Here is a 24,915-nt window from a genome sequence, read left to right on the forward strand (position 1 = left end):
CGGACCCGCCCGCGCGCGGCAGGCGCGCACGGGCGGCAAAGACATTTTTGATTGTAGACGGATTACGAAGATCCCGACTTCGGCCGAACGGCCATTCGGCACGCACGCGAAGCGCGCGGCCCTACTGTGGAGGCAACGGAATTCAACTCACCGAACATGTGAACCATGGTTGACACATTGCCATCCTTGCCCTACAGTGCCCCTACGTTCAGCGTCCGGACCACCGACGTCTTCGACACCTGGTTTGCCGGCCTGCCGGATCGCGTCGCGAAGCGCCGCATCCAGGCACGCATCGACCGCCTGTCGATGGGCAATCCGGGCGACTGGAAGTCCGCCGGGTCGCCGGTCGTCGAGATGCGGATCGACCACGGCCCCGGCTATCGCGTCTACTACGTCCGGCGCGCAACGATCTGGGTCATCCTGCTCTGCGGCGGCGATAAATCGACGCAACAGGCCGACATCCGCGCCGCGCACGCAATGCTCGCGCATCTCGACATGGAGTAACCGATGGACAAGATCAGCACCCGGCCGTGGGATTCGGCCGACCATCTGAAAACCGAAGACGACATGGCCGACTACTTCGAAGCGTGCCTGCAGGAAGCCGGCGACGATCCAGCCTTCATCGCGCACGCGCTCGGCGTGATCGCGCGCGCACGCGGCATGTCGCAGGTCGCGCGCGATGCGGGCCTGTCGCGCGAAGGGCTGTACAAGGCGCTGTCGCACGACGGCAACCCGAGCTTCGGCACGATCCTGAAGGTCATCAAGGCGCTCGGCCTGCAACTGCACGGCGCGAAAGCGCACGCATGATCCGCGGGCGCGGCCCGTCGCACCCGCGGTGCGATGCCCGTGGCCGCGTCAGTGCAGCCAGCCGGCCGCCCAGCGCGGCACGAGCGACACGAGGTACAGCCCGAGCCCGATCAGCCCGCCCACCAGCGTGCCGTTGATGCGGATGTATTGCAGATCCTTGCCGATGTTCAGCTCGATCTGCCGCGACATCTCGCGCGCATCCCAGTTGCGCACCGTGTCGCGGATGTGGCGCATCAGAAAATCCGCGAAATCCGGCGCCATCTCGTGCACGGCCTTCTCGACGTGCTCGTTCAGCGACGCACGCAATGCCGGACTCTCCGCCAGCCGCGCGCCGAGCCAGCCGCCGAGCGTCGCGGCCTGCCGGTGCAGCGCCGAATCGGGGCGCGCGAGATCGGCCTTCAGCCACGCGCGCAACTGGTCCCACAAGTCGCGCGCATACTCGTTGAACGCGGCGCCGTCGCGGATATAGCGCTTGATCTCTTCGCCCTTCTCGATGAACACGGGATCGTGCTTCAGCCGCTCGGTCAAACGCACGACCGTCCGGTCGAAGCGCTGCCGCAGCTCGTGCCCGGGGTCGGCGGCCACGCCTTCGAGCACGCGGCTCACCGCGCTCGCGAGCATCCGCGCGCCGTTCTCGCCGAACCACTGCGTCGGCATGATCTTCTCGACCTTCGGGTACTGCGTCTTCAGCCATTCGACGATGAAGCCCGCGATCACCTCGCGGTTCTCCTCCTTGTCGAGCACGTCGACCACCTGTTCGATCGCGTCGTCGAGCAGCGCCTGGTGGCGGCCGTCCTTCGTCAGCGTGTCGAGGATCGCGCCGGCCGACTGCGACAGGTCGACCCGGCCGATCACCGCGCGAAACGCGTCGTGGACGAACGACTGGATCCGCGCGTCATCGGTCATGTCGAGCGCGAAGCTCATCAGCTTCGTCACGTAGCCGCCGAGCGCGTCGGTGTTCGCCGGCTCGCCGAGCCATGCGCCGAGCTTCCGCGCGGGATCGTGCTGGCGGATCTGCGCGGCGAGCGCGTCGGGGCCGAGGAACTTCTCGCGCACGAACACCGCGAGGTTGTCGGCGATCTTGTCCTTGTTCTTCGGGATGATTTCGGTATGGCGCGACACGAACGGGATCGGCACGCGGCGAAACAGCGCGACGACCGCGAACCAGTCGGCGAGCGCGCCGACCATCGCGGCTTCGGCCACGGCCTTGAAGCCGTCGACCCACGGGCCGCGCGGCAGCAGGATCGTCGTGACGAACAGCGCGACGGCGGCCAGCAGCAGCCACAGCGCGCGGCGCTTGCTGCGTTTCAGTTCGAGGGATTTGTCTGGCGTCATGGGCAACCGGTCGGGCGAACGATGCCGCTAATATGCACCGGTTGCGGTGCTGCCGACAAACATTGCCACACCCGTCGTGCGGGCGGCACGGCGCCGGTCGGCATCGCTGGCGCATGCCGGGCCGGACGACCGCGCGCCTGCTACATGAACGTCTTCAGGTTCACCCCCGGATCCGCAAGCTTCACCGGGTCCGGCACTGCCCCCGCCGCGATCAGCCGGCGCGACGCGCCGATGTCGCGCCCGAGGTTCACCGCGGCCACCGCGACGATCCTGCCGTCGTCGCCCAGCCCGAACACCGTGAACGGCCCGCTCGCCGGATCGCCACGCACGACGATCGTGCGCTCGCTGCCGAACAGCCCGAGCATCTGCAGGTTGCAGTCGTATTGATCGGACCACAGCCACGGCAGCTCGCCATACGTTTCATTGCCGCCGAGCAGGTTCGCGGCCGCGACGGCCGGCTGGTTTTCGGCCACCTGCCACGACTCGATCCGCACGTGACGCCCGAGCAGCGGATTGAAGTGCATCGTCACCTCGCCCGCCGCGAAAATTGCCGGATCGACCGTGCGGCAGCCCGCATCGACACGTATCCCGTTGTCGACATCGAGTCCGGCCGCCTGCGCAAGCTCGACATTCGGCACCACGCCGATGCCGACCACGACGAGGTCGGCCGGCACGTCGCCGCGATCGGTCTCGACGACCGCGCCGCCGTCCGGAGCGCGACGGATCGCGCGCGGCAAAGTCGCCGTGTGGAAACGCACACCGCGTGCATCGTGCAGTTGCCGCGCATACGTGCCGACGACTTCCGGCAGCGCACGCTGCAGCAAACGCGCGGCCGGGTCGATCACCGTCACGTCGCAGCCGAGCTGCCGCGCCGCGGCCGCCACTTCGAGTCCGATGAAACCGGCGCCGAGCACCGCCACGCGACGGCCCGCAGCAAGTTGCGCACGCAACGCACGCGCATCGTCGACGGTGCGGACGTAGTGCGGCGTGACGCCCGCGTCGATCTCGCCGCCGAACGTGCGTACGCGCGACCCCGTCGCGAGCACGAGCCGCGCATAGGGCAATGTCGTGCCGTCGTCGAGCCGCACGCGCTGCGCATCGCGCTCGATCGCATCGACACGCGTGCCGAGCCGCAGCTCGACGCGCTGCGCGTCGTACCACGCCGCGTCGCGCACGAACGCACGCTGCTCGCCGCCGTCCGTCAGCAGCGCATCCTTCGACAGCGCGGGCCGATCGTACGGCAGCTCGCGCTCCGCGCCGATCATCACGATGCGCGCATCGGCGCGGCGCTCGCGCAGCGCTTCGGCCGTACGCCGCGCCGCATGGCCGGCGCCGACGATCACGAACGGGTCAGCCGACATTGACTTCCACCTGCCCGTCGACGATGCGGATCGGATAGGTCCGCACCGGCTCCGTGATCGGCGCGCATTTCGGCGCGCCGGTGCGAATGTCGATCAGCCCCTGGTGCAGCGGGCATTCGACGCAGCCGTCCTCCACGTAGCCTTCGGACAGCCGCGCATGGCCGTGCGTGCAGAGGTCATGCATCGCGAACAGTTCGTCGCCGATCCGGAACACGGCGATCGGCTTCTGGCCGGCGACGCGCGCCGCCGGTTCGTCTTCGGAGAATTCGTCGAAAGCGCCGAGCGGATGCCATTCGGCAAGCGTTGCTTCAGTCATGTCGTTTCCTTGCTTTTTGCATCAGATCGGGGTGGCAAGCAGCGTCTGCACGCGCGACGTGTCGTAGATCACGCGCTTGGTCTTGTAACGCAACCCGTCCGGCGTGCGCACGACCGTGTCGTAATACTTGCCGGCCTGGTACACGTTCGACTCGCCGTTGCTGCGCGTCTGCACGACCACGTAGTTGCTTTCGGTGTCGATCTCGCCGTCGCGCTCCGCGACGATCGTCAGCCCCGACGTCATGTGCCGGTACGTATGCTCTTCGTAGATGTTCGCGTGCCGCAGCGACACCACGCGGTCGCGCAGCATCCGCTGGTTCGTGCAGTGGACGATCCCGACCGGCAGCCCGAGATCGGCGTTCTCCTTCGGCACGATTTCATACGTGCAGTCCTCGGTGAACATTTCCGGCCAGTGTTCGAGCCGGTCGTTGTCGAGGTGGCCGATATAGCGGTTCTGGAGCATGTAAATCTCGAACCACGTCTTCATGTCTTCCGTCATTTTTTCGCTCCCGCCTCAATAGCCCATCAGCTTCTGGTAGCCGACCCAGAACTTGCGGATCAGGCTTTCGGTGATCACCGTGTCCTGCTGGTCCGGATTGCCACGCGACATCTCGATCACCGACGTCGCATCGGCATCGCGCACCGTGCCGCGCTGGACGAGCTCGGTCGCTTCCGTGTCTTCCATCGAGATGTAGCCGGCCGGCCCGACGAGGTTCGCCTGCTTGATGCGCAGCGCGCGCAGTTCGGGCGTGTCGTCCGCGTAGCCGAAGAAGTGGAAGATCAGTTCGAAGTTGTCGGGGCCTTTCGGCAGGATCTGGCGTGCGACCAGCGTGTTGTGGATCTGCTGGATCACGAGCTGCGGGAAGATCGGCTGGATATGGTTCGTGCAGTCCTCGTCGTATTCGGAAACGAGATCGAGGATCGATTCGTCTTCCAGATGGAAGCCCTCGTCGAACGAACGGATGTTCTGCTGCTTGTACGCGGCCGACGTGTCGTCGCCCGTCTTCGTCACCGTGATGATGCTGTGCAGCCCGTGGTTCGCATCGGGAATCGAGCGCGCCTTCATCCCGACGCGGAAGATGTTGAAGGTCGTATGGAACAGGTGCAGCATGCTCGCGTGATACGGGTCCTTCACGTTCTCCATGTACAGCTTCCAGTTCGACTTCGAATACTGGCGCGTGCAGCCGAGATACTCGATCGGCTTGTGGAAGATCCGGTCGATCCACGGGCGCATCTGATCGCCGAGATACTCGGGCAGCGGCGCGACCTCGTCGCTGAACGTCGCGAACACGAGCCCGCGATAGCTGTCGACGCGCAGCTTGCGCAGCCCGTGCTGCTTCGGGTCGAAGTCGGCCGGCATCCCGGTCATCCCCTTCTGGCCGCGCCGGAACGGCACGCCGAGCAGGTTGCCCGCGTTGTCGAAGCTCCACTGGTGATACACGCACGTATGCGAGCTCGCGTTGCCGCGCGACTTGCGGCACACCTGCGCGCCGCGGTGTGCGCAGCGGTTCACCCATGCGGAAAGCGTGCCGTCCTCGGTGCGCGTGACGACCACCGGCGTGTCGCCGACGAACGTGCTCTTGAAGTCGCCGGCGTTCGGGATTTCCGCTTCGAGCGCGACGAAGTTCCACGTCGGCCCGCGGAAGATGCGCTCCTGCTCGCGATCGTAGACCGCACGCGAGCTGAACACCTGGTACGGCACGCGCGAGCCGTCGTCGTGCGGAAAGCTCACGTCGGATGCGTCGCCGCGCTCGGCGAAAACGACGGGCGATTCAGTCTGCTCCATGTCGGACTCCTTGTGGTTCCGTTTCGTTGATTGCATGGAGCCGATTTTTGAAAAGCTAATATTCGCCGTCTATCCGGAAAGTGCGATTGCGGCGGCGCAATATCCACTTTCGGCGGATTTCTGCGCTAGCATGACGGCACACGCGACCGGCGCACGATCGAGACCCATTGATCGGATCGAAGCGCGCGCCGTCTACTCCAAGGCCGATGCCCATGTCCCCAACGTCGTTCGAGCCGCTCGCGCTGCGCGCGCACCGGCTGTTCGAGTCCCGCGATCTCGACGAGACGCGCGAGCGGATCTCGCGCGTGATGCAGCCGCATGCGCTGCTGCCGGGCGGCCGCGGCCGGGGCGCATCGCACATGGATTTCGTCCGGCTCGGCGGGCTCGGAATGGGCACGATCGCGTTCGGCGACGCGATGCGCGTACAGGTCGACGCGGTCGACGGCTATTACCTGCTGATGTTCTGCCTGTCCGGCCAGGCCGAGGTGCGCGCGATGGGGCGGCAGCTCGGCGTGGACGGCCAGACCGGCGTGCTGTGCGCACCCGGCGAGCGCTTCGACGCGGTGCTGTCGGCCGATTGCGAGCAGTTCGTGCTGCGCATCGACGCGGCGACCGTCGGTTCGCTGACCGGCGACCCGCGTGCGACGCTCGACCCCGTGCTGCACGTCAGCGACGCCGCACTCGCCGCGTGGCGCCAGCAGTTGATGCTGGTCGCACGCTCGCCTGAACTGCTCGAACGCGCGAATGCGAACCCGCGTGTGGCGTCGCAGCTCGAGCACTTGCTGATCGACCTGCTGATCGAGGGCCATCCGCCGTCCGTGCTGCGGGCGTCGCACCGCGACCCGGCGCCGGGCTTCGTGCGCCGCGCGCAGGAGTTCGTGAACGCGCACTACGCGCAGTCGCTGCAGCTCGCCGATATCGTTCAGGCCGCCAACGTGCCGGAACGCACGCTGCGCGACGCGTTCCTGCAGTTCCGCGGGATGAGCCCGATGCAATACCTGCGTGCGACACGGCTCGACCATGCGCGCGAGTTGCTGCGCGGCGCGGCGTCCGGCCGGCGGATCGCCGATGTCGCGCTCGATTGCGGGTTTACGCACCTTGGACGGTTCGCGATCGCGTATCGGGAGAAGTTCGGCGAATCGCCGTCGGAGACGCTCGACGGGCAGCGGTAATCGTTGTCAAGGCGGCGGGCCGGACGCTTCCACGCGACGACTTGCCGGTCGTGTGGCAAGCGCCGGCACGGCATCGCGCCGCCCTTTTCCACATTCGGCAGCGGATGCCGAAAATGACAGTTAGTTGCGATTTATGGAATCAACGCCGAGTCACCCCGCCGCGGCGATCATCTCTCGCGCAATCGCGCAAAACGCGGCCGTCGCCGCGCTTTCGCCGTGCAGCCGGCGGCTCATGATGATCGGCGACGTCGCGGCCGGCTCCGGCAACCGTCGATAGACAACCCCCTTCACGCGCACGCCTTCCACGCTCTCCGGCACCAGCGACACGCCGACCTGCGCGGCCACGAGCCCGAGCGCCGTCTGCAGCTCGCGCACTTCGTGAACGGCCGCCGGCACCAGCGCGCCGTCGCGCAGCGCGGACAGCTGCTGATCGGCGAAGCTCGGCCGCGGCGTGCTCGGATAGACGATCAATGTCTCGTTCGCGATATCCGCGAGCGTCAGCGGCCGGCCCGGATCGGCGAGCGGATGCCCGACCGGCAGCGCCGCAATCAGCTTCTCCTCGATCAGCGCCTCGCGCACCAGCTGGTCGTCGTCGAAGCGCAGCCGGCCGAACCCCACGTCGATCCGCCCGCCCTTCAGCGCGCCGAGCTGTTCGAGCGTGAACATTTCGATCAGCGACAGCTCGACGTCCGGCTGCGCCTCGCGAAACGCGCGGATCACGTCCGGCAGCGCGCCGTACAACGTCGACGGCACGAAACCGATCACGATCCGCTCCGACAGCTGCGCGAGCCGCCGCGTGAGCGGGCCGAGTTCGTCGGCCTGGTCGGCCAGACGCTTCGCCTGCGCATAGAACACGCGCCCCGCATCGGTCAGCTTCAGCGGCCGCGCCCCGCGCTCGAACAGCGGCAACCCGATCTCGTCCTCGATCGCCTGGAGCTGGCGGCTCAGCGGCGGCTGCGTCATGTGCAACCGCTCGGCCGCCCGCGTGATGTTCATTTCCTCGGCGACGGCGATGAAGTAGCGGAGCTGACGCAATTCCATTTCATGCCTCAAAGGTATGGAAGTAGTCGGAAAGAGTGTTGGACGACGCGGGGCGGGAATTCCTACCATGTGCACCAACAGGAGGAATCGCATGATAGCAACTGCCGCCACCATCGAACGCATCGACACGCTGCTCGTCGACGTGCCGACGATCAGGCCCCACAAATTGTCGGTCGCCACGATGAACTGCCAGACCCTCGTGCTGGTCCGCGTTCGATGCACGGACGGTATCGAAGGCGTCGGCGAAGCGACGACCATCGGCGGCCTCGCGTACGGCGAGGAGAGCCCGGAAAGCATCAAGGTCAACATCGACACCTACTTCGCGCCGCTGCTGCAGGGCATGGACGCGACGCGCCCGGGTGCCGCGCTCGCGCGTGCCCGCAAGCTGTTCCAGGGCAACCGTTTCGCGAAGTGCGCGATCGAGACCGCGCTGTTCGATGCGCAGGCGCGCCGCCTCGGCGTGCCGCTGTCGGAACTGTTCGGCGGCCGCCGGACCGACGCGGTCGATGTCGCATGGACGCTCGCGAGCGGCGACACGCAACGCGACATCGCGGAAGCCGAGGCGATGCTCGATGCGCGCCGCCATCGCGCATTCAAGTTGAAGATCGGTTCGAACGCGGTCGCCGACGACGTCGCTCACGTGATTGCGATCAAGCGTGCGCTCGGCGATCGCGGCGACGTGCGCGTCGACGTAAACCAGGCATGGAGCGAGACCGACGCGATCTGGGCCGGTGCGCGCCTGGCGGAAGCCGGCGTGAGCCTCGTCGAGCAACCGATCGCCGCGACCAATCGCGCGGGGCTGAAGCGCCTCACGCAGCTCGCGCACGTGCCGATCATGGCCGACGAGGCGCTGCACGGCCCCGTCGATGCGTTCGCGCTCGCGCAGGATCGCGCGGCCGACGTGTTCGCGGTGAAGATCGCGCAGTCGGGCGGCCTGCAGGGCGCGGCGAGCGTGGCATCGATCGCGGCGGCGGCCGGCATCGAACTGTACGGCGGCACGATGCTCGAGGGTGCGGCCGGCACGATGGCGTCCGCGCAACTGTTCAGCACGTTCGACTCGCTGAAATGGGGCACCGAGCTGTTCGGCCCGTTGCTGCTCACCGAGGAAATCCTCGTCGAGCCGCTGCGCTACGCGGATTTCAAGCTGCACCTGCCGGCGACGCCCGGCCTCGGCATCACCTTCGACTGGGCCCGCATCGAACGGATGCGACGCGACGCCCGCTGACCCCACAGGACAACCGAAAACGGAGACACACATGGACAAGCAAGCCATCGATGCACTGCTGAAGACCTTCGACGACGCCGCCGAAAAGCCGGGCAACCCGCGCGTGCGCGCGATCGTCAACCGGATCGTGAAGGACATCTGCTACACGATCGAGGACTTCGACGTGCAGCCGAGCGAATTCTGGACGGCCCTGAACTTCCTGAACGAAGCCGGCCGCGAATTCGGGCTGATCGCCGCGGGCCTTGGCCTCGAGCGCTTCCTCGACGTGCGCATGGACGAAGCCGAGGAAAAGGCCGGCATCCAGGGCGGCACGCCGCGCACGATCGAAGGGCCGCTGTATGTCGCCGGCGCGCCGGAGTCGGTCGGCCATGCGCGCCTCGACGACGGCACCGATCCGGGCCAGACGCTGATCATGCGCGGCCAGGTGCTCGGCCAGGACGGCGTGCCGCTCGCGAACGCACTGGTCGAGGTGTGGCACGCGAACCATCTCGGCAACTACTCGTATTTCGATCAATCGCAGCCCGCGTTCAACCTGCGCCGCTCGATCCGCACCGATGCCGACGGCCGCTACAGCTTCCGCAGCGTGCTGCCGGTCGGCTACAGCGTGCCGCCGGGCAGCAAGACCGAGCAACTGCTCGACCAGCTCGGCCGCCACGGGCATCGTCCGGCGCACATTCACTTCTTCGTTTCGGCGGACGGTTATCGTAAGCTGACGACGCAGATCAACATCGACGGCGATCCGCATCTGTGGGACGACTTCGCGTTCGCGACGCGCGACGGGCTGATCCCGCCGGTGAAGCAGGCCGAAGGCGCGGAAGGCAAACCGTATGGCGTCGACGGGCAGTTCGCGCTGATCGACTTCGATTTCTCGCTGCTCAAGGAAAAGCAGGACGTGCCGGCGAGCGAAGTCGAGCGTGCCCGCGCGCAGGCTTGAGCGGCCTTTCCGTTCGACGAATCGACAACGCAAGGAGTACAGGATGCTGTTTCATGTGGAAATGACCGTCCGTCTGCCGACGGACATGGACCCGGTCAAGGCGGCCACGCTGAAGGCCGAGGAAAAGGCGATGTGCCAAAGGCTGATGAACGAAGGCACCTGGCGGCATCTGTGGCGGATCGCCGGGCAGTATGCGAACGTCAGCATCTTCGATGTGCAAAGCGTGCAGCAGCTGCATGACCTGCTCAGCCAGTTGCCGCTGTTTCCGTATATGGAGATGGAAGTGCGGGCGCTGTGCCGGCATCCTTCTTCCATTCGGGACGACGATCGGTGAATCCGGCAGCGGCTCATGCTGCCGGGTATCCGGCGGCATGAGCCGCGAGACATGGTGTCGCGGTGGCGCTACGCAAACCTGCATGAACGACTATTCGACTGTCGGCAACGACTGGGCGAATTCGAACCCATCGCCGACTTGGTCGAGCGTCCAGCGACGCGGCGCGTGCAGCTTTACCCATCGAGTGCGTTCGCGGTCGTCGGATACACGCCCGATCGACATTTTGGCCTTGCCCGTCGAGTAGTTCACACTGAGCGTACGCACGGCGCCCGTATTACGCATCACGGAGAAGTTGTCATAGCCGATCAGCATGAAATTCCGATCCTGCCACCGAAACGTATAGGTGGTCGATCCCATTTCCCAACTCCCAGCGCTGGCAAAGCGACCCAGCCTGACCTGCAACGTACCCCGGTCGATGCTCACGTTCCCCTCTTCCAAGGCATCCGCCAGACACGGTGATTCCCGGGTCGGTATCAGCGTTTCGTTTCGCAGCGCGAGAGCGTACTGCCCATCTGGCTGTGCAAAGGCGACGACAAGGATGCGCGGATTCGCGTCGAACGGACTCTCGCACATGCCGTCATCAGATATCACGTTCGCGGGATCATTGTCACGCAGAACCAGCGCAAGGTCGTCGCGGCCATCGCCGTTCAGATCGCCCTTCGTCTGAAATTCGAGCTTCCAGCCCTTTGGAACAAAGTCTTCGGGCTTTCCAGCGAGCGGCACGATGAGTGGGGACGGTACATCTTGAGCCGCCACGCGAACGGACACGATGGCGCCAAGCCAAATTGCCAGTCCTAGCTGTTTAGAGAACCCGAAGGGCTTGCTCCCACTCAGAATAGATTGCGCGACTTTCACTTAGGCATGTCCTCCATCATCTGTAATCTGCTCGACGTCAGGTCGAGGCGTAAAGGCTTATCCGGATCAAGCTTCTTTTTCTCGATAACTCGTCTCCAGTCTCCGGCGGCTCCGGGGGCGCGATACAACGCAACGATCGCCACATACGCCGTCTCGCGTTGCATCGGTTGAGACAAGCTCGACGAAGCGCCGGGGTTTACAACAGCCGACATATCGGCCTGCAGATCCTGAGCCAGCACGGCCCGATCGTTCTTCAGCAGATCCTCATACGACGCAGCGTCGAACAACTTGCGATCCTTCAACTGATAGACACGAACGGCAACCGATGTCGGTCGGCCCGCATCGTCCGGGTTCAACGCCGCGCGCGCAGTCAAATCGACGTCAAGCACCTTCACCTGCTTGAAAAATACGGCGCGATACGCATTCGACGACGCGTCCGACACCGACTGCCAGGCACCACACCCTGACAGCAGCAATACGGCGGCAGCGGTCGCCGCACTTACTCGATGGAACATGGACACTCCGGAATCAGGTTGCGTGCGACGCGAGTTGCGGGTTGGGGCCGGGTGCGGGAAACGCCTCGCACACGCCGAGCGCGATATCGATCAGGCGGTCGTCGATTGACGGCAACACCGTCGTCCAGCCAAGGCGCGGCGCGGGATCGCGACGTTCGACGCCGACGGTCGGGAGCGGAACGAACCGTGTCGACACGCTCATCCGCAAATGCACGTCGGCCTTGGTGCCGACATACAGCCGGATGAATGCCATCACCTCCCGATGCAGCCATGCGCCCGGCAACAAATCCTGAGCCTGTTGCGCATCGGCCGGTCGCACCGTCAAACACACGGCCCGGCTGCGATACGCAAGACGCCTGCCGAGCACATAGCCGCCACCGAGCCCGTGGCGCTGCCCGTCCGACAGCGCTTCCGCATCCGGCTTCGCCGACGTCAACGGCGTCGGTCGGCCGGTGTTCGTCGTTACGGCCCAGAACTCGTCGACACGAACATCGGCCCCCGGCGCCGCAAGCGCCACCACGCCGGCCAGCCCTTCGGACGTACGCGTGCGCTGGATCAACAACCCCAGCAACGCCAGCATCCGCGAATCCGGCAAGCCCGCCCGCGACGGCTTGTCACCCCAGCCGAATCCCGCCAGACACAGCAGGCTCTGCGAATAATCGTCGATACCGCCGGCCCGAAAGCGCTCCGCGTAGCGGTATTTCTTCCATGCGCGATACAGCAGCGTTGCCGCGCGGTGATTGAACGGATCGAGAAACGCCTCGACCGCCTGATGTCCCTCTTCCCGCAACGCGATCTCGTCGATCGTGTGCGACGGCATGGCCGCATCGACACCGTAGAGCCCCATGAAAGTCGTACGCACGGTCGGAGGTGCATCCATGTGCTCGTCGTCGAATTCGACAGCGGCCACCTCGGCCGCCGGAAACCCCAACCGCGGACGCGGCCGGAACCGCACCGGCTCGTGCTCCGGCGTGTCGCGCGTGCCGAGCCCGGGACGTTCGGGCGCACATGCCTCCAGCAGACGGCAGAACTGCATGAAAGTCATCTTCGGTGCGCGTTCGAACAGTCTTGCGGCCACGGGCGGCAGGCCGTTTGACACGGTGATTTCGTTACTCGCCCGACCGATCGACGCGCTCATAGCGGTGCCCGCTGTGCCTTGCTGCGCGACCATTCCGTCCGCGACCGGGACGGCAGGCTGACGATCGCCAGCTTCGTGAACAGATTGATTTCCGCATACGCACCGAAGAATCGGTGCAGCAGTTCGCCGAACAGCATCACGTCGCCTTCACCGGAGAACGCATGGGTATCGAGCGTGACCTCGATCAGCACGCCGCGCTCGACCGCCCCGCCCGACACCTCCTCGATCATTTCCTGCGATACATGCAGGATGCCGGCAAGCCGACGCCGGTTCAGTTCCTCGTTCGTCCAGTCGTACAGCGCCAACGCGCCGCGCAGCACTTCCGCATTCATCATCGACAGGAAGTTCGGCGCGAGATGCGAGAGCACGCGCCACTGGAAGCGATCTTCCGTCGGCGGATACAGCGGCAACGTCGGCGAGACGAGATTGCGTACACCCGCGACGTTCGGCGTGCTGGCCGCGAGTTCGTCGAGGCTCGCTTCGCGCAAGCCCTTGCGCGGCAGCAGCCCGTTCGTGCCCGTCACGCGCAGCGACAGGCTTTCCTCGGGAAGCGTATCCATCGTTTCCCACGCATGACCGCCGAGAATCACCCACATTTCGTGCAGCCCCGACACGCCCGAGCGCACACGTGTGTGGAAATAGCGTTCCGGCGCTTCGTGCCGCAGCATGCCGCCGCGGTGCCGGAACGTCGCAAACGGCACGTATTCGTATCGCTCGGCCGTATCGTGGTCGAACGTCGCGATCGCATCGACCGAATACGTTTCGACATGCTCGCCCTGATGACCGGCCGGCACCACGCGATATTCGGTTTCGTGATGGTCGATCTCGATCGGCTCGGCATCCAGTTCGAACAGGTTGATCACCGGCGAACAGAACAGTCGAACGTTATCGACGTTGAACCGCTGATCCGACGGGTAAGCTGCCTTCAAAACGATCTCGAGTTCGAAGCGGGTCGATTTCTCGGGCAGCTTCGTGACCTCCAGTCCACACAAATCGACGAACAGGAATTTTTCGCGGAACGTGAAGTATTCGAGCAGCAGCTGATATCCGGAAAACGCCGCATCGGCTTTGGGCCACAGCCGCTCTTCCGTCGAAAATCCCGCCGGCTCGATCGTGACGCCCGGGAGCGGCACGGATTCGCCATCGCGTATTTCCGGAACGCGCCAATGAATCGAATCGACCTGGCGCGTCAACGCGAGATGCATCGCGAAAGCGGTCGGCAGATCGGCGTTCAGGTGCAGCCTCAGCCGCGACAGATCCGTCTCCTTGCGCAGCGCCGATCCTTGCAACGCGAAGCCGACGCGAATCACCGAGCGGCCGTCGTGACGCACGGCCGGCCCGGCATGCGTGATCGAGATCGGCTGCAGCGCGACAGCCTGCGTCGTCCGATACAGACATTGCACCGTCCGCGGCGCGACGCCTTCCGCGCCGCTCGGGGAAGGCACGTTGATCGGCGCGGAACGCACCGGCACGCCGGCCGGCACGACTACCGTTTTCTGCAGTGTCTCGGCGACTGGCGTCAGCTCAACGATCGACAGCGACGGAATCATCCGCAGATAGTGCGGCCACAACAGGCTGACGAGCCCTTCGGTGAGTTCGGGCAACTCGTCGTCGAGTTTTTGGCGAAGCCTGCCGGTCAGGAACGCAAAACCTTCGAACAGACGTTCGACGTACGGATCGCGATCGCCGACACGGTCGAGATTGAGCAGGCGCGCACGGTCGGGATGCGCCTTCGCGAATTCCTTGCCGGATTCACGCAGGTAGCGCATTTCCGCTTCGTAGTAGCGCAGGATGGGATCGTTTTTGTCCATGAGAATCCGTTACGACAAAGTCAATGCGCGGGCGGGATCGAGCACGGTTAGCTCGGCCTGCAGTTCTGCGATGCGTCGCACGAGTGCCGGCTTGTCGGCATCCTTGCGGTTGCTCATCGCCTTCAGTGCTTTCATCAGTTGCTGCTTGACATCGAACGTCAGCGCCGGCTCCCAGCGCATCAGCGGCAGCGACCGGGTGGACGCGTCGAGTTCGGCCAGCAGCGCGAACGATGTATCGGGCCGGCCGGCATGATCGGCCAGACGCGCCATCACGAACCGCTGCAAGTAGCGATGGCGATCGGTCTTCATCCCCGGCAGCGTTTCGAGCCATGCGAAGGCCGTCTCGATGCCTTCGCGCGCGGCCAGTTCACGGGCCTGGGTTTCGATCTCCGGCCAGTCGCCGGCGGCGTCGCTTTCGCTATCGGCGGAAACGGGCAACGGCGCGACCGTCTCGCCCGCCTCCAAATCGCGCACGACCGCGTAGCGCGCAATCCATTCGAGTGTCGTGTCGTCGGCGAACGGCGTGCCGTCGCTGAATGTCAGGCGCTCGATGCCCGGCAGTCGTTCGAGAAACAGCGCGAAGTCGGCGCGCAGCAGTTCGCGCCACGCGCTGTACGGCATGCCGACGTGATCGAGCGCGACATGCTGGAAGTACTGCAGATCGAACCACAGGTGATTCACGCCTTCCATGAACGCGCCTTCCACGCGCTCGAGCAGTTCGTGCCAGTGCTTCTGCAGCACGAGACGCTTCATCTGCTGGCGCAATTCGGCACGTGGCGGTGCCAGACGCGTGTGCGATGCGGTATCCGACGGCGGCACGTCGTGCAACGTGTCCCAGCGAACGCTGCGCACGACGCGTACCGACGGCAAGTAGCCGTTTTCCCGCTCCCGCAACCACGCCGCCATCGAACGTGCCTGATCGAGCAGGTCGCGCGTCGACGCGATCGCCCCGTTCGACACGGGAACCGGCGCAGTCCTTTGCGGCGGGATCGCGCCCGGATTCGCACCGCGAGCCAGTTCCTCCTTGCGCTCGAAACGGGCAACCAGCGGCTGCAGATTCGGGCGTGCGGCTTCGGGCCAGTTTCCTGTCTGTTCGACGAGCACGTCGAGCGCAGCAAGCGCACGTTCGAGATCGGCTGTCGCAAAGTCGCCGCGGCTATCCAGCGTGTCGATCATGCGCGAAGTCGCCAGCATTTCCAGCGCCGCCCGCTTCGCCTCGGCCCGCGCGGGCAGCACGGCCTCGCCGAACCGGTCGACCAGCGAAGCCGCCAGTTCGAGTCCATCGGCAAAGCCGGCCGGTCCGCCCTGCCGCAACCTCGCAAACGTGTAGTAGCCGACCACACGCAGATCCTTCCCGGTTTCCTTGAGCAGCTGTTCGCAGGTACGGACGATCAAGCCGTCGTCGATTCCAGACAGCTTGTTCGCTTCGTCCTTCAATTCGAAGAACGCATCCTCGTAGCCTGGATCGCGGCCGCACGCGTGTTCGCCCGGTATCGGGGCCAGCCATGCCGCCCAGGTGGCCTGCCGGGATGCCTGCAGCGAGTCGACGCGAGCACCGCCGACGAGTGTCTTTACGAAATTGGCGAGCGTCATCGCAGGTCCCGGAACGCAAATGCGTCGCCCAGCAAACGGAGGGCGTGTCCGAACGGTTTGGTGGGGGCATCGGAAGATGCCGAAGTCGTCGCCAGCGAAGACACCGCCATCCGCAGATCGCGCTTTGGCGGCTTCTCGCCGGGCGTGCTCGGTCGCGCCTCCGTGATCGCGCTCGTCTGACGGGGTGCCTGCCTGGCATCCGCCGGCGTCGCTTCATCCGGCCACGTCATCGCAGCCGGCAGCCCCGGCGGCAACGGCACGGCGGCGTGCCTGGCCGCGGCAATCGCCGCGGCCGGCAACGGCGGCGGACTGGCCGTCGACACCTTCGGCCCGGCGCTCGCCGCCCCGGTCATGAAAATTCGTGCAGGCAGCACGAAGTTGCGCAACTGGAGAACGTCGAGCGGGCCCGCGCCCGCGTCGCTGCGCAGTTGCACCTTCAGCGGGATGCCCTGGCTGGTGTCCGGGGTCCAGGTCAGCAGGTAGCGTGCGTTGTCCTGTTGCGTGACCTTCGCGCGCTCGAACAGGCGAATCAGTCCGAATCGCCCCTGCGAATCGAGCGCCGTCCGCAAGCCGCCCTGCTCCGTCTGCCATTCGATATGCGACAGGTTTTCGAGCGACTGGCCGGGCCATTCGAACGGCGTCCATTCCTGTTTCTGGTTGAAGTAGTGCAATTCGCGCCCGGACAACACGAAGCGCATGTCGGTGACGCCCGGCGTCGGCACCGCCTGCAACTCATAGCGCACGCGTGCATCGCCGGACGGGAACAGCACAGTCGAAATGCGCGTGAGTTTGTTCAATCCGCTCAGGAAACCCGGATCGATCGTCAGCGCACCGGAATCGGTGCCCTGTGCGGGCACCCAGCGGTCGCCCTGCCGTTCGATGACACCGGCGAGCTGCGTCGTCACGAATTGCGTGATCACGCCGTTATCCGGCCGCATGAAGCGCGCCATCTCCGGTAGCGACGCATCGTTGTCCGAATCCGCGAACGGATAGCGGCCGCCGAACGACTTGTTCCAGTCGGCCACGATCGCCGTGCGCCAGATCTCGTTCAGGCTCGACGCGGCCGGCTGCACGATGACCTGCCACGCCTGATCGAACGGCGCGCGGAACAGTGCGCCGAAGCCGGACCACTGCTCACCGAGGCTCGCGGCGACACGGCTCGCATAGTCGCGGCTGTCGGCGATGTCGGAGGTCTTGCCTTGCAGTACCGACTGGGCAGCCAGTCGGGCAACCGCGTCCGGATTGGCGCTGGCGACGATCTGCGACGTCTTCAGGCGCATGGCCGTGATGCGCTCCAGATAGCGGGCGAGGCTCAGGTCGCCGGTTGCAGCCATTTGCGCGGCGGCGGTTTTGCCGTTGGCCGGCTCACCGGAGAGGAGATCGCTGCCGGTCAGGCGCAGGATCGGCCCGAACGCCGCGGCCAGCGGCGCGAGCGGCGGCTTGACCTGCTTCGACGGATCCTTTTCGTCGCCGCCGACGAGTTGCTGCGCCTTGCTGATCAGCGTGTCGGACAGCGACTGAGTATTGGCTCCCGTTCCCGCCTGATAGACGATCGCGTTCATCAGCGCGACGAGCGGCGAGCGTTGCGGATCACCCAGCAAGGTTAATTGATCGGCCGTGGCGGAAAGCGTCGGCGCCGGTTGCCAGCGCACGCTGTTGAGGAATTGTGCCCAGGCGCGCGCATAGTCGTCGAAATAGCGTTGGCGCAGTTCGTCCTTTAATGTCGACGAGGACTGGCCAGCGGCCTTGGTATCGGAAAGCACCCAGTCGCTCGACACGTCGTGTTGCTCGCCGGCTTCGTCGATGGCCTTGGCGATCCGTTCGTCCCATGCTGCGCGCGTGAATACGCCCGGTATGGTCATGGTCGTGTTGAACAAGCCGCGGCTTGTCGCGCCGCTTGTACCGGCCTGGGATGCTGCGTCACCCAGCAGCGTGGCGAGCGATACCGGCGGGTACTTCGGTGTCGCTTCGTCGAGGATCTGCTGGTAGACCGCGTCCCGGGAATTCTGAATGCCCCGAACGCCGATCACCGTCTGGCGCGTCGCTGCGATCAACGTACTGTCCGGTGCGATTGCCAACGCAGCCGACGCCGACTTCGCGCCGGGCCCCAGATGGTTCGTGAAGAATGTAATGGCTTGCTGCCGCAAGTCCTCCCATCTGCCCGGGGACAACGATGAATTGACGGGGCGCGCGGGCATGGACGTCGCGACGAGCTGCGGTGCCAGGAATGCAGCCACCGCGCGCTCCGGTTTCGCGAGCATCAGATAGGTTTTGAGCGTGTCGTATGCGGCCTGCACCTGGGTATCGCCGCTGTTGGCGATTTCTGCATCGGAGAGCGATGCCAGTTGATGCAGTCGGGACTCGAGTTTCTCGCGGATGGGGGCGACGAGAATGCGGTTTGCCGCATCGGCATAGTGCGGCCAGAGGGCATCGAGCAATGCGTGGTCGCGATTCAGGCCGAAGCGGGCACTCAGCGGTGCGCGGGTGCGCTGGTGAGTTTCAAGCGTGTCGATCTGTCGTTCAAGATGGGTAAGTGTCTGTAGGGACCGTGTCGGGTCCCGAGCTTCCTTAAGATTCACGACCGTATCTGCCGCATTTCCTATCGTTGCGCGGTTGACGAAGCCGGACAGCATCGTGCCGGCAATCCAGAGGCCGATCACGGCGATCGCCATCCACGCTGCGGCGGTCGACGGCGAAAAGCCGACGCGGCGGCCGTGGACGTTGCGGCTGTGGTCGGCGATGGTTTGCCAGAGGGTTCGGTGTTGGTGACTGTGCGACGGATCGCTCCCCTTCGAATCGCCATCCACCAAATCGAATTCCGGAGACATCAATGCGCGATCTTTGAATAGGGGCGCAAACATCAACCCGTGAAGCGTATGTCTCGAAATAGCGGATTCAGCCGTTCGATGCAGCAGGTCGGATAGCGCTCCGTGCAACCTTGAAACATGCTGCGCCAGTTCGGCAGGGTAACGATCATCGGCATTCGCAGCCAAGCGCGCGACACCCGTGTCCGAGAGGTGGTCGACGAGATTTCGCAGCGATTCGTCAATCGTCGCCTCGCTCACGTGCGTGTTCGTCCACGTGAAGCCCATCGCTTCGTCCGGACTGGCACGTTTGCTCCCAAAGTCCGTAACATCCAGCAGATAGGCCGGCGCGGCCCAACGCAACGTGCGTGCAAAGCGAGCAAGCTGTGAGGCGAGTCCATCCACGTCGAACGCTGCATCGCCAGCACTTCGTTGACGGGTGATGGCCACAATCGCATCGATCGGACGGCGGCGGCGCAGGCGACGAATCCGATCGAGCCATTCCGTATCGAGTTTGTCGTCAATTTTCCTCGCATACAGCATGACCGTATTGCCACGCATCGCGTAGCCGGAATCGGCCAAGCCCGGCGCGAGCCGCCGGACGAGCGGATAGTCGCCGACGACCAGCACCCAGCGATCGCAATAACGCCATCGCCAGCCGTGCCGCTCCCTCAGGACCTGCGTAAGCAAGTCGGCACGAGTCGCAACATTGACCGTCGGACCGCTTCCCGACGGAGCAGGCGTGTGACGAGCGCGATCATTGACCCACTTCTTCACGGCACGCCAGCCGTTTGCCGGCCGAGACGAGTCACTGAAGCTGAAAATCAACAGGATTGCCACGAAGATGGCGCACAAAATGACGAGCGCCACTCCTCGATCCGCTTCGGCCACCCCCATCCAGTGCGGTCGCCTCCATACGATCAGCCCTGGAAGAACGACAACGGCAAGAGCCCCGAACAAGTCAAGTTTGAAAATCCGGTTCATTCGGAAGTGCGTGTGTTGTTGATGCGTTATTCAGGTTCTTCACGACAGCGATCAGCACATGGCATTCGTCGCGCTGTGCGATCACCTGCGGCTTTGGCGATTGACAAGCCATATACGTTGCGCAAGCTGCCGCAAGCCATCCTGCCGAGACTCCCGCGTTGCCGACGATTCGATCGAGGTCAAACTCCGGAACCACTCCGTCTTTCTTTCCTTCCGGACTGTCCGCTCTCAGTGCCGTGCGCAGGAAGCCTGCCGCTGCACTATCAAGCCCAGTCATCCACAGCGCTCCGACATCGTTCGGCGCCGCATCGCCCCACTGAAGCCCATAGGTCAGCGCGTGGCCGGGATCGTCATGGCCGGCTCGCCGCGGACGATGGAATGCAGCGATCGGCCGCAATTCGAAACGCGACGCAAGGACATCGGAAATCAGCAACAATCCGACCGCGGCCTCAGCCGATCCGGGCGCGGGTTGCTCAGCAATCGCTTTGTTGAGCCCCACGGATACGAGCAAGACCGCATGCTGATGCAACGACCCATTCCGATCGTCAAGCCAGGCATCGAGCGCCATCAGGTCGAGCGGTTCTGCCGCACGGTCCGTTCTCGCGAAGCGCAACTCGTGGCGCCTCCATTCCGCCCGCCACAGCTCGACCACGTCGTGGCCTCCGACATAGCCGGAAATATCGAGCAAGACGCGTAGCGGCAGATAAGCAGGGAGCGCATCAAGGGTTTTCTTCAGGTCGTTCAGCAGTCGCTCGTACAGCCATCCGAGGACCTCTACATGACGCTCCGGATCGTCAGCGGCCAGGCAAGCTTCGATCGGCTCGAACCATCTTGCTGAAACCGATTCGTTTTCGTTCTGCTCCGAAGCCTTGGCGCTTAGCTTCAGCGTTCCATCGACGATCTGTTCGATGCCATTTTCCGTATCGTCAGCCGTTACACGGGCAGCCGCTGCAAGAACCAGCATTGGCACGCTCTCGCGCGCAAAAGCCTGCGTTTTGTACTTTCTGGTCGCATCGTTCCAGGCTTGAACTTTCGCGCATTCGAGTCCGTGCGCCCGATAGCGCCGAGACACCACGAAGGCGGAAAAAACCGTCGGATAGACGGTGACGCATATCCAGAACCACGGCGTATAAGTCGGTTCGCCCTCCGGCCAGAGCATCAACACCACCAATACGCCAGCCACTGTCAGCACAATGAACACGGCAGCCCAGAGAATTCGCGACGGCGATTCATCAGGGACCGGCTTCTCAGGCGGAAGGGACGAGAAATCCAGTGCCATCGATTAACGGCGCCCGCTATTCGGAAGAGACGAAATCAAACGGCACCCGCACTCGCACAAATCATCGTGTTGAGCGACTTCCAGACCGTCATCGAACGCACCCGACGTTGCCGTCGCGATACGGTTGTCGCCGTGTTGCGGGCAAGTAACGGGATCGTGAAGTCGAGCAAGCGGACGACCCATGAAGAAACGCGTATTCGAGCCGGCCGTTACATGGCCACCGCCGGTATGGCTGTCTCCGACGCGCACGATGCCCGCCATATGTACCCCCGAAATAAACTGGAATCGCCACTGCAATTCGACAGTGAACGAAATTGATATTGGGTTATAAGCGCCCCGGCAACCGGGCAGCTGGCTTCATCGCCTCGCTGACCTGCCTGACGCGCTCACCGTGCTGTTCTTCGCGCTTGCGCGTCTTGTCCTCGTCGACGTAATCGCTGGCGCCGAAGGTGTCGATAGCACGTGTCTGGAAATACAGATTCGACGACAGCACATGGTCGTGCCAGCTCGTCAGCATCGTGTCGTGAACCAGCAAGTCGAATAGCGCCATGACTTTGGGCGGCAGCGGGTTCTTGCCGCTCAGGCCCATCTTCCACGCCTGGATCAGCGCTTCCTGTTCCGGCGTCATCATCCACGCCTCGATCATCGAAGCGCTGAACTCCGGGTCCGCGTCCCACGGCAATGAACCGTCCTGAGCCATTTCGCGCACAAGATCTGCCGATTTTTGCAGTCCCGCTTGCCGGGATTCGCGTTGCATCAGTTCTTCCGATTCGCTTTGGATGCGGTCCCAGACGCCTACGGAGGGGCGCTTTTGCTCGATACCTGCATCGCGACCGGCGTTCATTTCCGGCAACACCGCGTTGTGCCAGCGCGCATAGGCCCTGCCAAGCGTCTCTCGATCCGCAGCCGGCCGCTGATTGCGCAGCGCGAGATACGCTGCCTCTGCATCGTTGCGTTCCTTCAGAAGTACCCGATGCCGGGCGGCGAGGTCATCGAAGCCGCTCGTCACAGTTGCGCGAAATGCCGGCGACTGGTAGCGAACTGCCATCCAGCGCAGGAAAACCTGCATGTGTTCAAGAAAATTCAGACGTGCGACGTAAGGGACTATCTGTCGATAGGCGTCGATCAGTTCTCCGATTTTGTAGGTGGATTTTCCGTCGGAGATGGGTTTTGCCAGGGTAAATTTCGTGAACGTTTCACCCTTGAACTTGAATAGATCTTCCATCGTATCGAGCACGACACCATGCGAAACCGCTTCGTTAAGCATGTCACGCAAAACGACTCGCTGCAGTTCCGCACGTGCTCCAAGCGTTCCAGGCGGTGCGCCACCGGTGATGTCTTCGCTAGTCCCAGGATAGAGGTACTGAAGTCCGCGCGTGTTCTCGAGACTATCGAGCCGCTGATAGAAGCGCAGTTCATGTGCCGCAGCAAAATGCACGCATCGCTGCACCGATGCCGGGACCGCGAGGTCGCGATCCCCGTAGTTCTGTTTGAGCAGGCCAAGGATCGGCACGATCCCGAGCAGTTTGTTTTCTTCCATCACCGACGACACGGCGTCCAGCAGCCCCAGGAACTTGATTTCGATCGGAATAGCCGTTTGGTTGGGATCTTTCGGATCTGTATAAGCCAACTTCGTATCGCTCGGGCGCTTGTACTTTTGAGCCAACTCGTTCGCCAGCGCCCGAGCAATAACACAACCCCGATCTGCACCGAAAATGGATATCTGAATCCGCTGGACTTTCGGCATTTTCTGCTTGACGTCGTCGATTGATTTTTCAAACTGCGTCATCGCGGCCGCCATCCGATCCTCGACACCTGTTCCAAATACGCGCGCAACGGCTCGGTTGTCACGAAACCATGGAATCGAATCGATCGCCACGCCAAAGAATACCGATTTAGCGGCACTTTGGGCGATTGACGGTAAATTCTTCTTCGCGTCGTAAAGAATCGCGCGCGTAGCGGCGCGACCGCGTCGAACCCAGCGGTTGTCACGCTGCAGTTGCAGCACGCGGCCGATATTGCGCGGCGCGGATTCGACTGAATCGACCAGATCTTTGAAAGACTGCACGACTGGACGAAACGAGAATTCCTTGAGGCCCTTCTTGAATCCTTCTGTAATAGTATCTTTTGGATTGGTGGGAAGCCGTTTCAAGCCGGTTACGCTCTCGCCGACGTTAACTCCGATCGAAGCTGCCGCTTCGGCTCCTTGCTTTCCGAGCTTAAATATCGCAGAGACGACTTGCCCCTCTCTCGCCTCCTTGTTCAACTCTGTCCCGAGACCAGAATAGTAGAGCGGATACCAAAATTGGTTAGACCCCTGCTCCCGACGCGGGTCGTCATTATCACGATGGGCCTCCCAGAGCCGACAGATGTTCGAGTAACGGGAAGTATGCTTTGCATCGTGATCCCGATGGCGACCAAACCCATCAAAGAAAAATCCGATATGTATCACCGCTCCACATGGAATACATCGGTCATGCGGATACGCTTTCTGATTTTCTCCGATTGCAGCACGCACATTCGCCGGAGTTCGATCGTCCGGTCCGACAGCGGCTTTGTTGATCTTATTGCCCACCTGTTACACCTCGTTCAAATCGATTGCTTTTAATTTCGTGAACAACAGTCTCCTGCAGACGCTGCATTGCAGCACCGAACGCACCAGGCTTACCCTTCGTCTCCAGCAATATTTTCTGAACGACTGGATGCTGATCGAACTTAGGATTGACGAGCTCTGCGTAGTAAACATACTGCTCTAGATCAGCAGTATCGGTTAGGCGATATTTAGTCCACCCTTGTGCCGCAACACGTGCTGTCCGTCTGAACGCGAGGGCCATATCTACGTCATCAACGCCGGCTGCTTTTCCGTATTTTGTTTGAAGCCAGTGATTGACTTTCGCATACGATATCCTTGCTCCGCTCATGTCGTTCCGAATCTCAAATTCGATGTGATCGTCCGGGTAAAAGTGCACCGCGAGTATGTCCTCTCCCGCCCCACCATTGACCTTTGTATGCGGAAATTTGACCTCCGACCTCTTTTGGATCTTCTTGATGGGCGCATACGGATCTTTCATGAATTCGTCCTGGTCGTATACCTCCCACTCAACCGTGAAGTCTGTTCCTTTCAGCTTGTAGCAGCAACTCAACCGTCCCGCACCAGCGCCCGGCGGCAAATCTCCCCCACCGCTTGCTCTATTGCCATATCTGTCACGAATCGTGAACTCGCTCAGATTGAACGGTGTGTAATTGAGTCCCATGACGCTGACTCCGCGGTAGGTCGGTTCGGATGAAAACGCGTCGCAACCGGCTAACGTCGATACGACGACGAGCAAGACGAAAAGTCGCTTAATCATTGCTGTAATACCTCCGAGTCACGAATACAACCGCCGCGAAACGACGCCTAGTTAAAGCGACTCCGCTTGATCTCTTGCACAACGGCATCCGGCAGGCTCTGCATCGCCGCGCCAAAGGCGCCTGGCCGGCCTTTCGTCTCCGCCAAGATTCGCCGCACGATCGGATGTTCATCAAATTTTGGATTCACAAGCTGCCTGTAGTACACGTACTGCTCCAGATCCGCCGTGTCGGTCAGCCGATACTTCAGCCAACCCTGTGACGCGTTACGTGCCGTG

General features: G+C 63.5%; 22 protein-coding genes and 1 pseudogene. 6 read left to right on the forward strand and 17 right to left on the reverse strand.

The features are described from left to right. The first annotated feature begins 165 nt into the window (after positions 1 to 165). Together HWX08_RS07245 and HWX08_RS07250 are read left to right on the forward strand one after the other, a co-directional pair. Positions 166 to 504 (forward strand): type II toxin-antitoxin system RelE/ParE family toxin, encoded by a 339-nt coding sequence (locus HWX08_RS07245; RefSeq protein ID WP_069259387.1) that lies wholly within the window; start codon positions 166 to 168, stop codon positions 502 to 504. 3 nt (positions 505 to 507) lie between these two features. After that, complete coding sequence (locus HWX08_RS07250) at positions 508 to 807, forward strand: addiction module antidote protein (protein ID WP_021157290.1); 300 nt, start codon at positions 508 to 510, stop codon at positions 805 to 807. A 48-nt stretch (positions 808 to 855) separates the two neighbouring features. Here HWX08_RS07250 and HWX08_RS07255 read toward each other — a convergent pair whose 3' ends face one another. The 5 genes from HWX08_RS07255 to andAc all read right to left on the reverse strand — a co-directional run bounded on the left by HWX08_RS07255 (position 856) and on the right by andAc (position 5,604). Continuing rightward, entirely contained in the window at positions 856 to 2,142 is a 1,287-nt protein-coding gene (locus HWX08_RS07255) for a DUF445 domain-containing protein (protein ID WP_174921218.1), read from the reverse strand. 140 nt (positions 2,143 to 2,282) lie between these two features. Further along, entirely contained in the window at positions 2,283 to 3,503 is a 1,221-nt protein-coding gene (andAa, locus tag HWX08_RS07260; RefSeq protein ID WP_174921219.1) for an anthranilate 1,2-dioxygenase system ferredoxin--NAD(+) reductase, read from the reverse strand. Continuing rightward, a complete protein-coding gene (gene andAb / locus HWX08_RS07265; RefSeq protein ID WP_006479527.1) occupies positions 3,493 to 3,819 on the reverse strand; it encodes an anthranilate 1,2-dioxygenase ferredoxin subunit AndAb in 327 nt (108 codons plus the stop codon). Before andAb ends, andAa begins: the two co-directional genes overlap by 11 nt. Before the next feature lie 21 nt (positions 3,820 to 3,840). After that, positions 3,841 to 4,317, reverse strand: a complete 477-nt coding sequence (gene andAd, locus HWX08_RS07270; RefSeq protein WP_006490977.1) for an anthranilate 1,2-dioxygenase small subunit AndAd — start codon at positions 4,315 to 4,317, stop codon at positions 3,841 to 3,843. A gap of 15 nt (positions 4,318 to 4,332) precedes the next feature. Further along, positions 4,333 to 5,604: an anthranilate 1,2-dioxygenase large subunit AndAc gene (andAc, locus tag HWX08_RS07275; protein ID WP_174921220.1), complete on the reverse strand. Its 1,272-nt coding sequence runs from the start codon at positions 5,602 to 5,604 to the stop codon at positions 4,333 to 4,335. Positions 5,605 to 5,816: 212 nt separating this feature from the next. Here andAc and andR point away from each other — a divergent pair, with 212 nt between their 5' ends. Further along, positions 5,817 to 6,776 (forward strand): anthranilate 1,2-dioxygenase regulatory protein AndR, encoded by a 960-nt coding sequence (andR, locus tag HWX08_RS07280; protein ID WP_069259383.1) that lies wholly within the window; start codon positions 5,817 to 5,819, stop codon positions 6,774 to 6,776. Between the two features lie 150 nt (positions 6,777 to 6,926). On the opposite strand, the gene HWX08_RS07285 is transcribed toward andR, so the two are convergent. Further along, a complete protein-coding gene (locus HWX08_RS07285; RefSeq protein WP_174921221.1) occupies positions 6,927 to 7,817 on the reverse strand; it encodes a LysR family transcriptional regulator in 891 nt (296 codons plus the stop codon). A 91-nt stretch (positions 7,818 to 7,908) separates the two neighbouring features. Here HWX08_RS07285 and HWX08_RS07290 point away from each other — a divergent pair, with 91 nt between their 5' ends. From HWX08_RS07290 to catC, 3 genes are read left to right on the forward strand one after another with little or no spacing between them, the layout of a single operon-like run. Beyond that, entirely contained in the window at positions 7,909 to 9,042 is a 1,134-nt protein-coding gene (locus HWX08_RS07290) for a muconate/chloromuconate family cycloisomerase (protein WP_107310225.1), read from the forward strand. Positions 9,043 to 9,073: 31 nt separating this feature from the next. Beyond that, on the forward strand, positions 9,074 to 9,976 hold the full coding sequence (gene catA, locus HWX08_RS07295) for a catechol 1,2-dioxygenase (RefSeq protein WP_174921222.1): 903 nt from the start codon (positions 9,074 to 9,076) through the stop codon (positions 9,974 to 9,976). 43 nt (positions 9,977 to 10,019) lie between these two features. Further along, entirely contained in the window at positions 10,020 to 10,310 is a 291-nt protein-coding gene (gene catC, locus HWX08_RS07300) for a muconolactone Delta-isomerase (RefSeq protein WP_174921223.1), read from the forward strand. 90 nt (positions 10,311 to 10,400) lie between these two features. Here catC and HWX08_RS07305 read toward each other — a convergent pair whose 3' ends face one another. From HWX08_RS07305 to HWX08_RS07355, 11 genes and pseudogenes are all read right to left on the reverse strand, one after another. After that, positions 10,401 to 11,165 carry a hypothetical protein gene (locus HWX08_RS07305; RefSeq protein WP_174921224.1) on the reverse strand — a complete coding sequence of 255 codons (765 nt, stop codon included), beginning with the start codon at positions 11,163 to 11,165 and terminating at the stop codon, positions 10,401 to 10,403. Then, positions 11,162 to 11,680: a type VI secretion system lipoprotein TssJ gene (gene tssJ, locus HWX08_RS07310; RefSeq protein ID WP_174921225.1), complete on the reverse strand. Its 519-nt coding sequence runs from the start codon at positions 11,678 to 11,680 to the stop codon at positions 11,162 to 11,164. The genes HWX08_RS07305 and tssJ overlap by 4 nt, the downstream gene beginning before the upstream one ends. Before the next feature lie 13 nt (positions 11,681 to 11,693). Continuing rightward, positions 11,694 to 12,818, reverse strand: coding sequence for a type VI secretion system baseplate subunit TssG (tssG, locus tag HWX08_RS07315; RefSeq protein WP_244122682.1), 1,125 nt, complete (start codon positions 12,816 to 12,818; stop codon positions 11,694 to 11,696). Then, on the reverse strand, positions 12,815 to 14,629 hold the full coding sequence (tssF, locus tag HWX08_RS07320; RefSeq protein WP_174921227.1) for a type VI secretion system baseplate subunit TssF: 1,815 nt from the start codon (positions 14,627 to 14,629) through the stop codon (positions 12,815 to 12,817). The genes tssG and tssF overlap by 4 nt, the downstream gene beginning before the upstream one ends. Positions 14,630 to 14,638: 9 nt before the next feature. Next, positions 14,639 to 16,222: a type VI secretion system protein TssA gene (gene tssA / locus HWX08_RS07325; protein WP_174921228.1), complete on the reverse strand. Its 1,584-nt coding sequence runs from the start codon at positions 16,220 to 16,222 to the stop codon at positions 14,639 to 14,641. Beyond that, positions 16,219 to 20,010 (reverse strand): ImcF-related family protein, encoded by a 3,792-nt coding sequence (locus tag HWX08_RS07330; RefSeq protein WP_174921229.1) that lies wholly within the window; start codon positions 20,008 to 20,010, stop codon positions 16,219 to 16,221. Before HWX08_RS07330 ends, tssA begins: the two co-directional genes overlap by 4 nt. Continuing rightward, entirely contained in the window at positions 19,988 to 21,289 is a 1,302-nt protein-coding gene (locus HWX08_RS07335; RefSeq protein ID WP_174921230.1) for a hypothetical protein, read from the reverse strand. Before HWX08_RS07335 ends, HWX08_RS07330 begins: the two co-directional genes overlap by 23 nt. 3 nt (positions 21,290 to 21,292) lie before the next feature. Then, positions 21,293 to 21,550 (reverse strand): PAAR domain-containing protein, encoded by a 258-nt coding sequence (locus HWX08_RS07340; RefSeq protein WP_076605995.1) that lies wholly within the window; start codon positions 21,548 to 21,550, stop codon positions 21,293 to 21,295. A 64-nt stretch (positions 21,551 to 21,614) separates the two neighbouring features. After that, positions 21,615 to 23,864: a DUF2235 domain-containing protein gene (locus HWX08_RS07345; RefSeq protein WP_244122683.1), complete on the reverse strand. Its 2,250-nt coding sequence runs from the start codon at positions 23,862 to 23,864 to the stop codon at positions 21,615 to 21,617. Next, positions 23,854 to 24,639 (reverse strand): DUF3304 domain-containing protein, encoded by a 786-nt coding sequence (locus HWX08_RS07350; RefSeq protein WP_174921231.1) that lies wholly within the window; start codon positions 24,637 to 24,639, stop codon positions 23,854 to 23,856. The genes HWX08_RS07345 and HWX08_RS07350 overlap by 11 nt, the downstream gene beginning before the upstream one ends. A gap of 47 nt (positions 24,640 to 24,686) precedes the next feature. Then, positions 24,687 to 24,915 (reverse strand): annotated as a pseudogene (locus tag HWX08_RS07355) (DUF3304 domain-containing protein); the annotation flags it as partial.

Source organism: Burkholderia metallica, assembly GCF_902832845.1.
Lineage (GTDB): Bacteria > Pseudomonadota > Gammaproteobacteria > Burkholderiales > Burkholderiaceae > Burkholderia > Burkholderia metallica.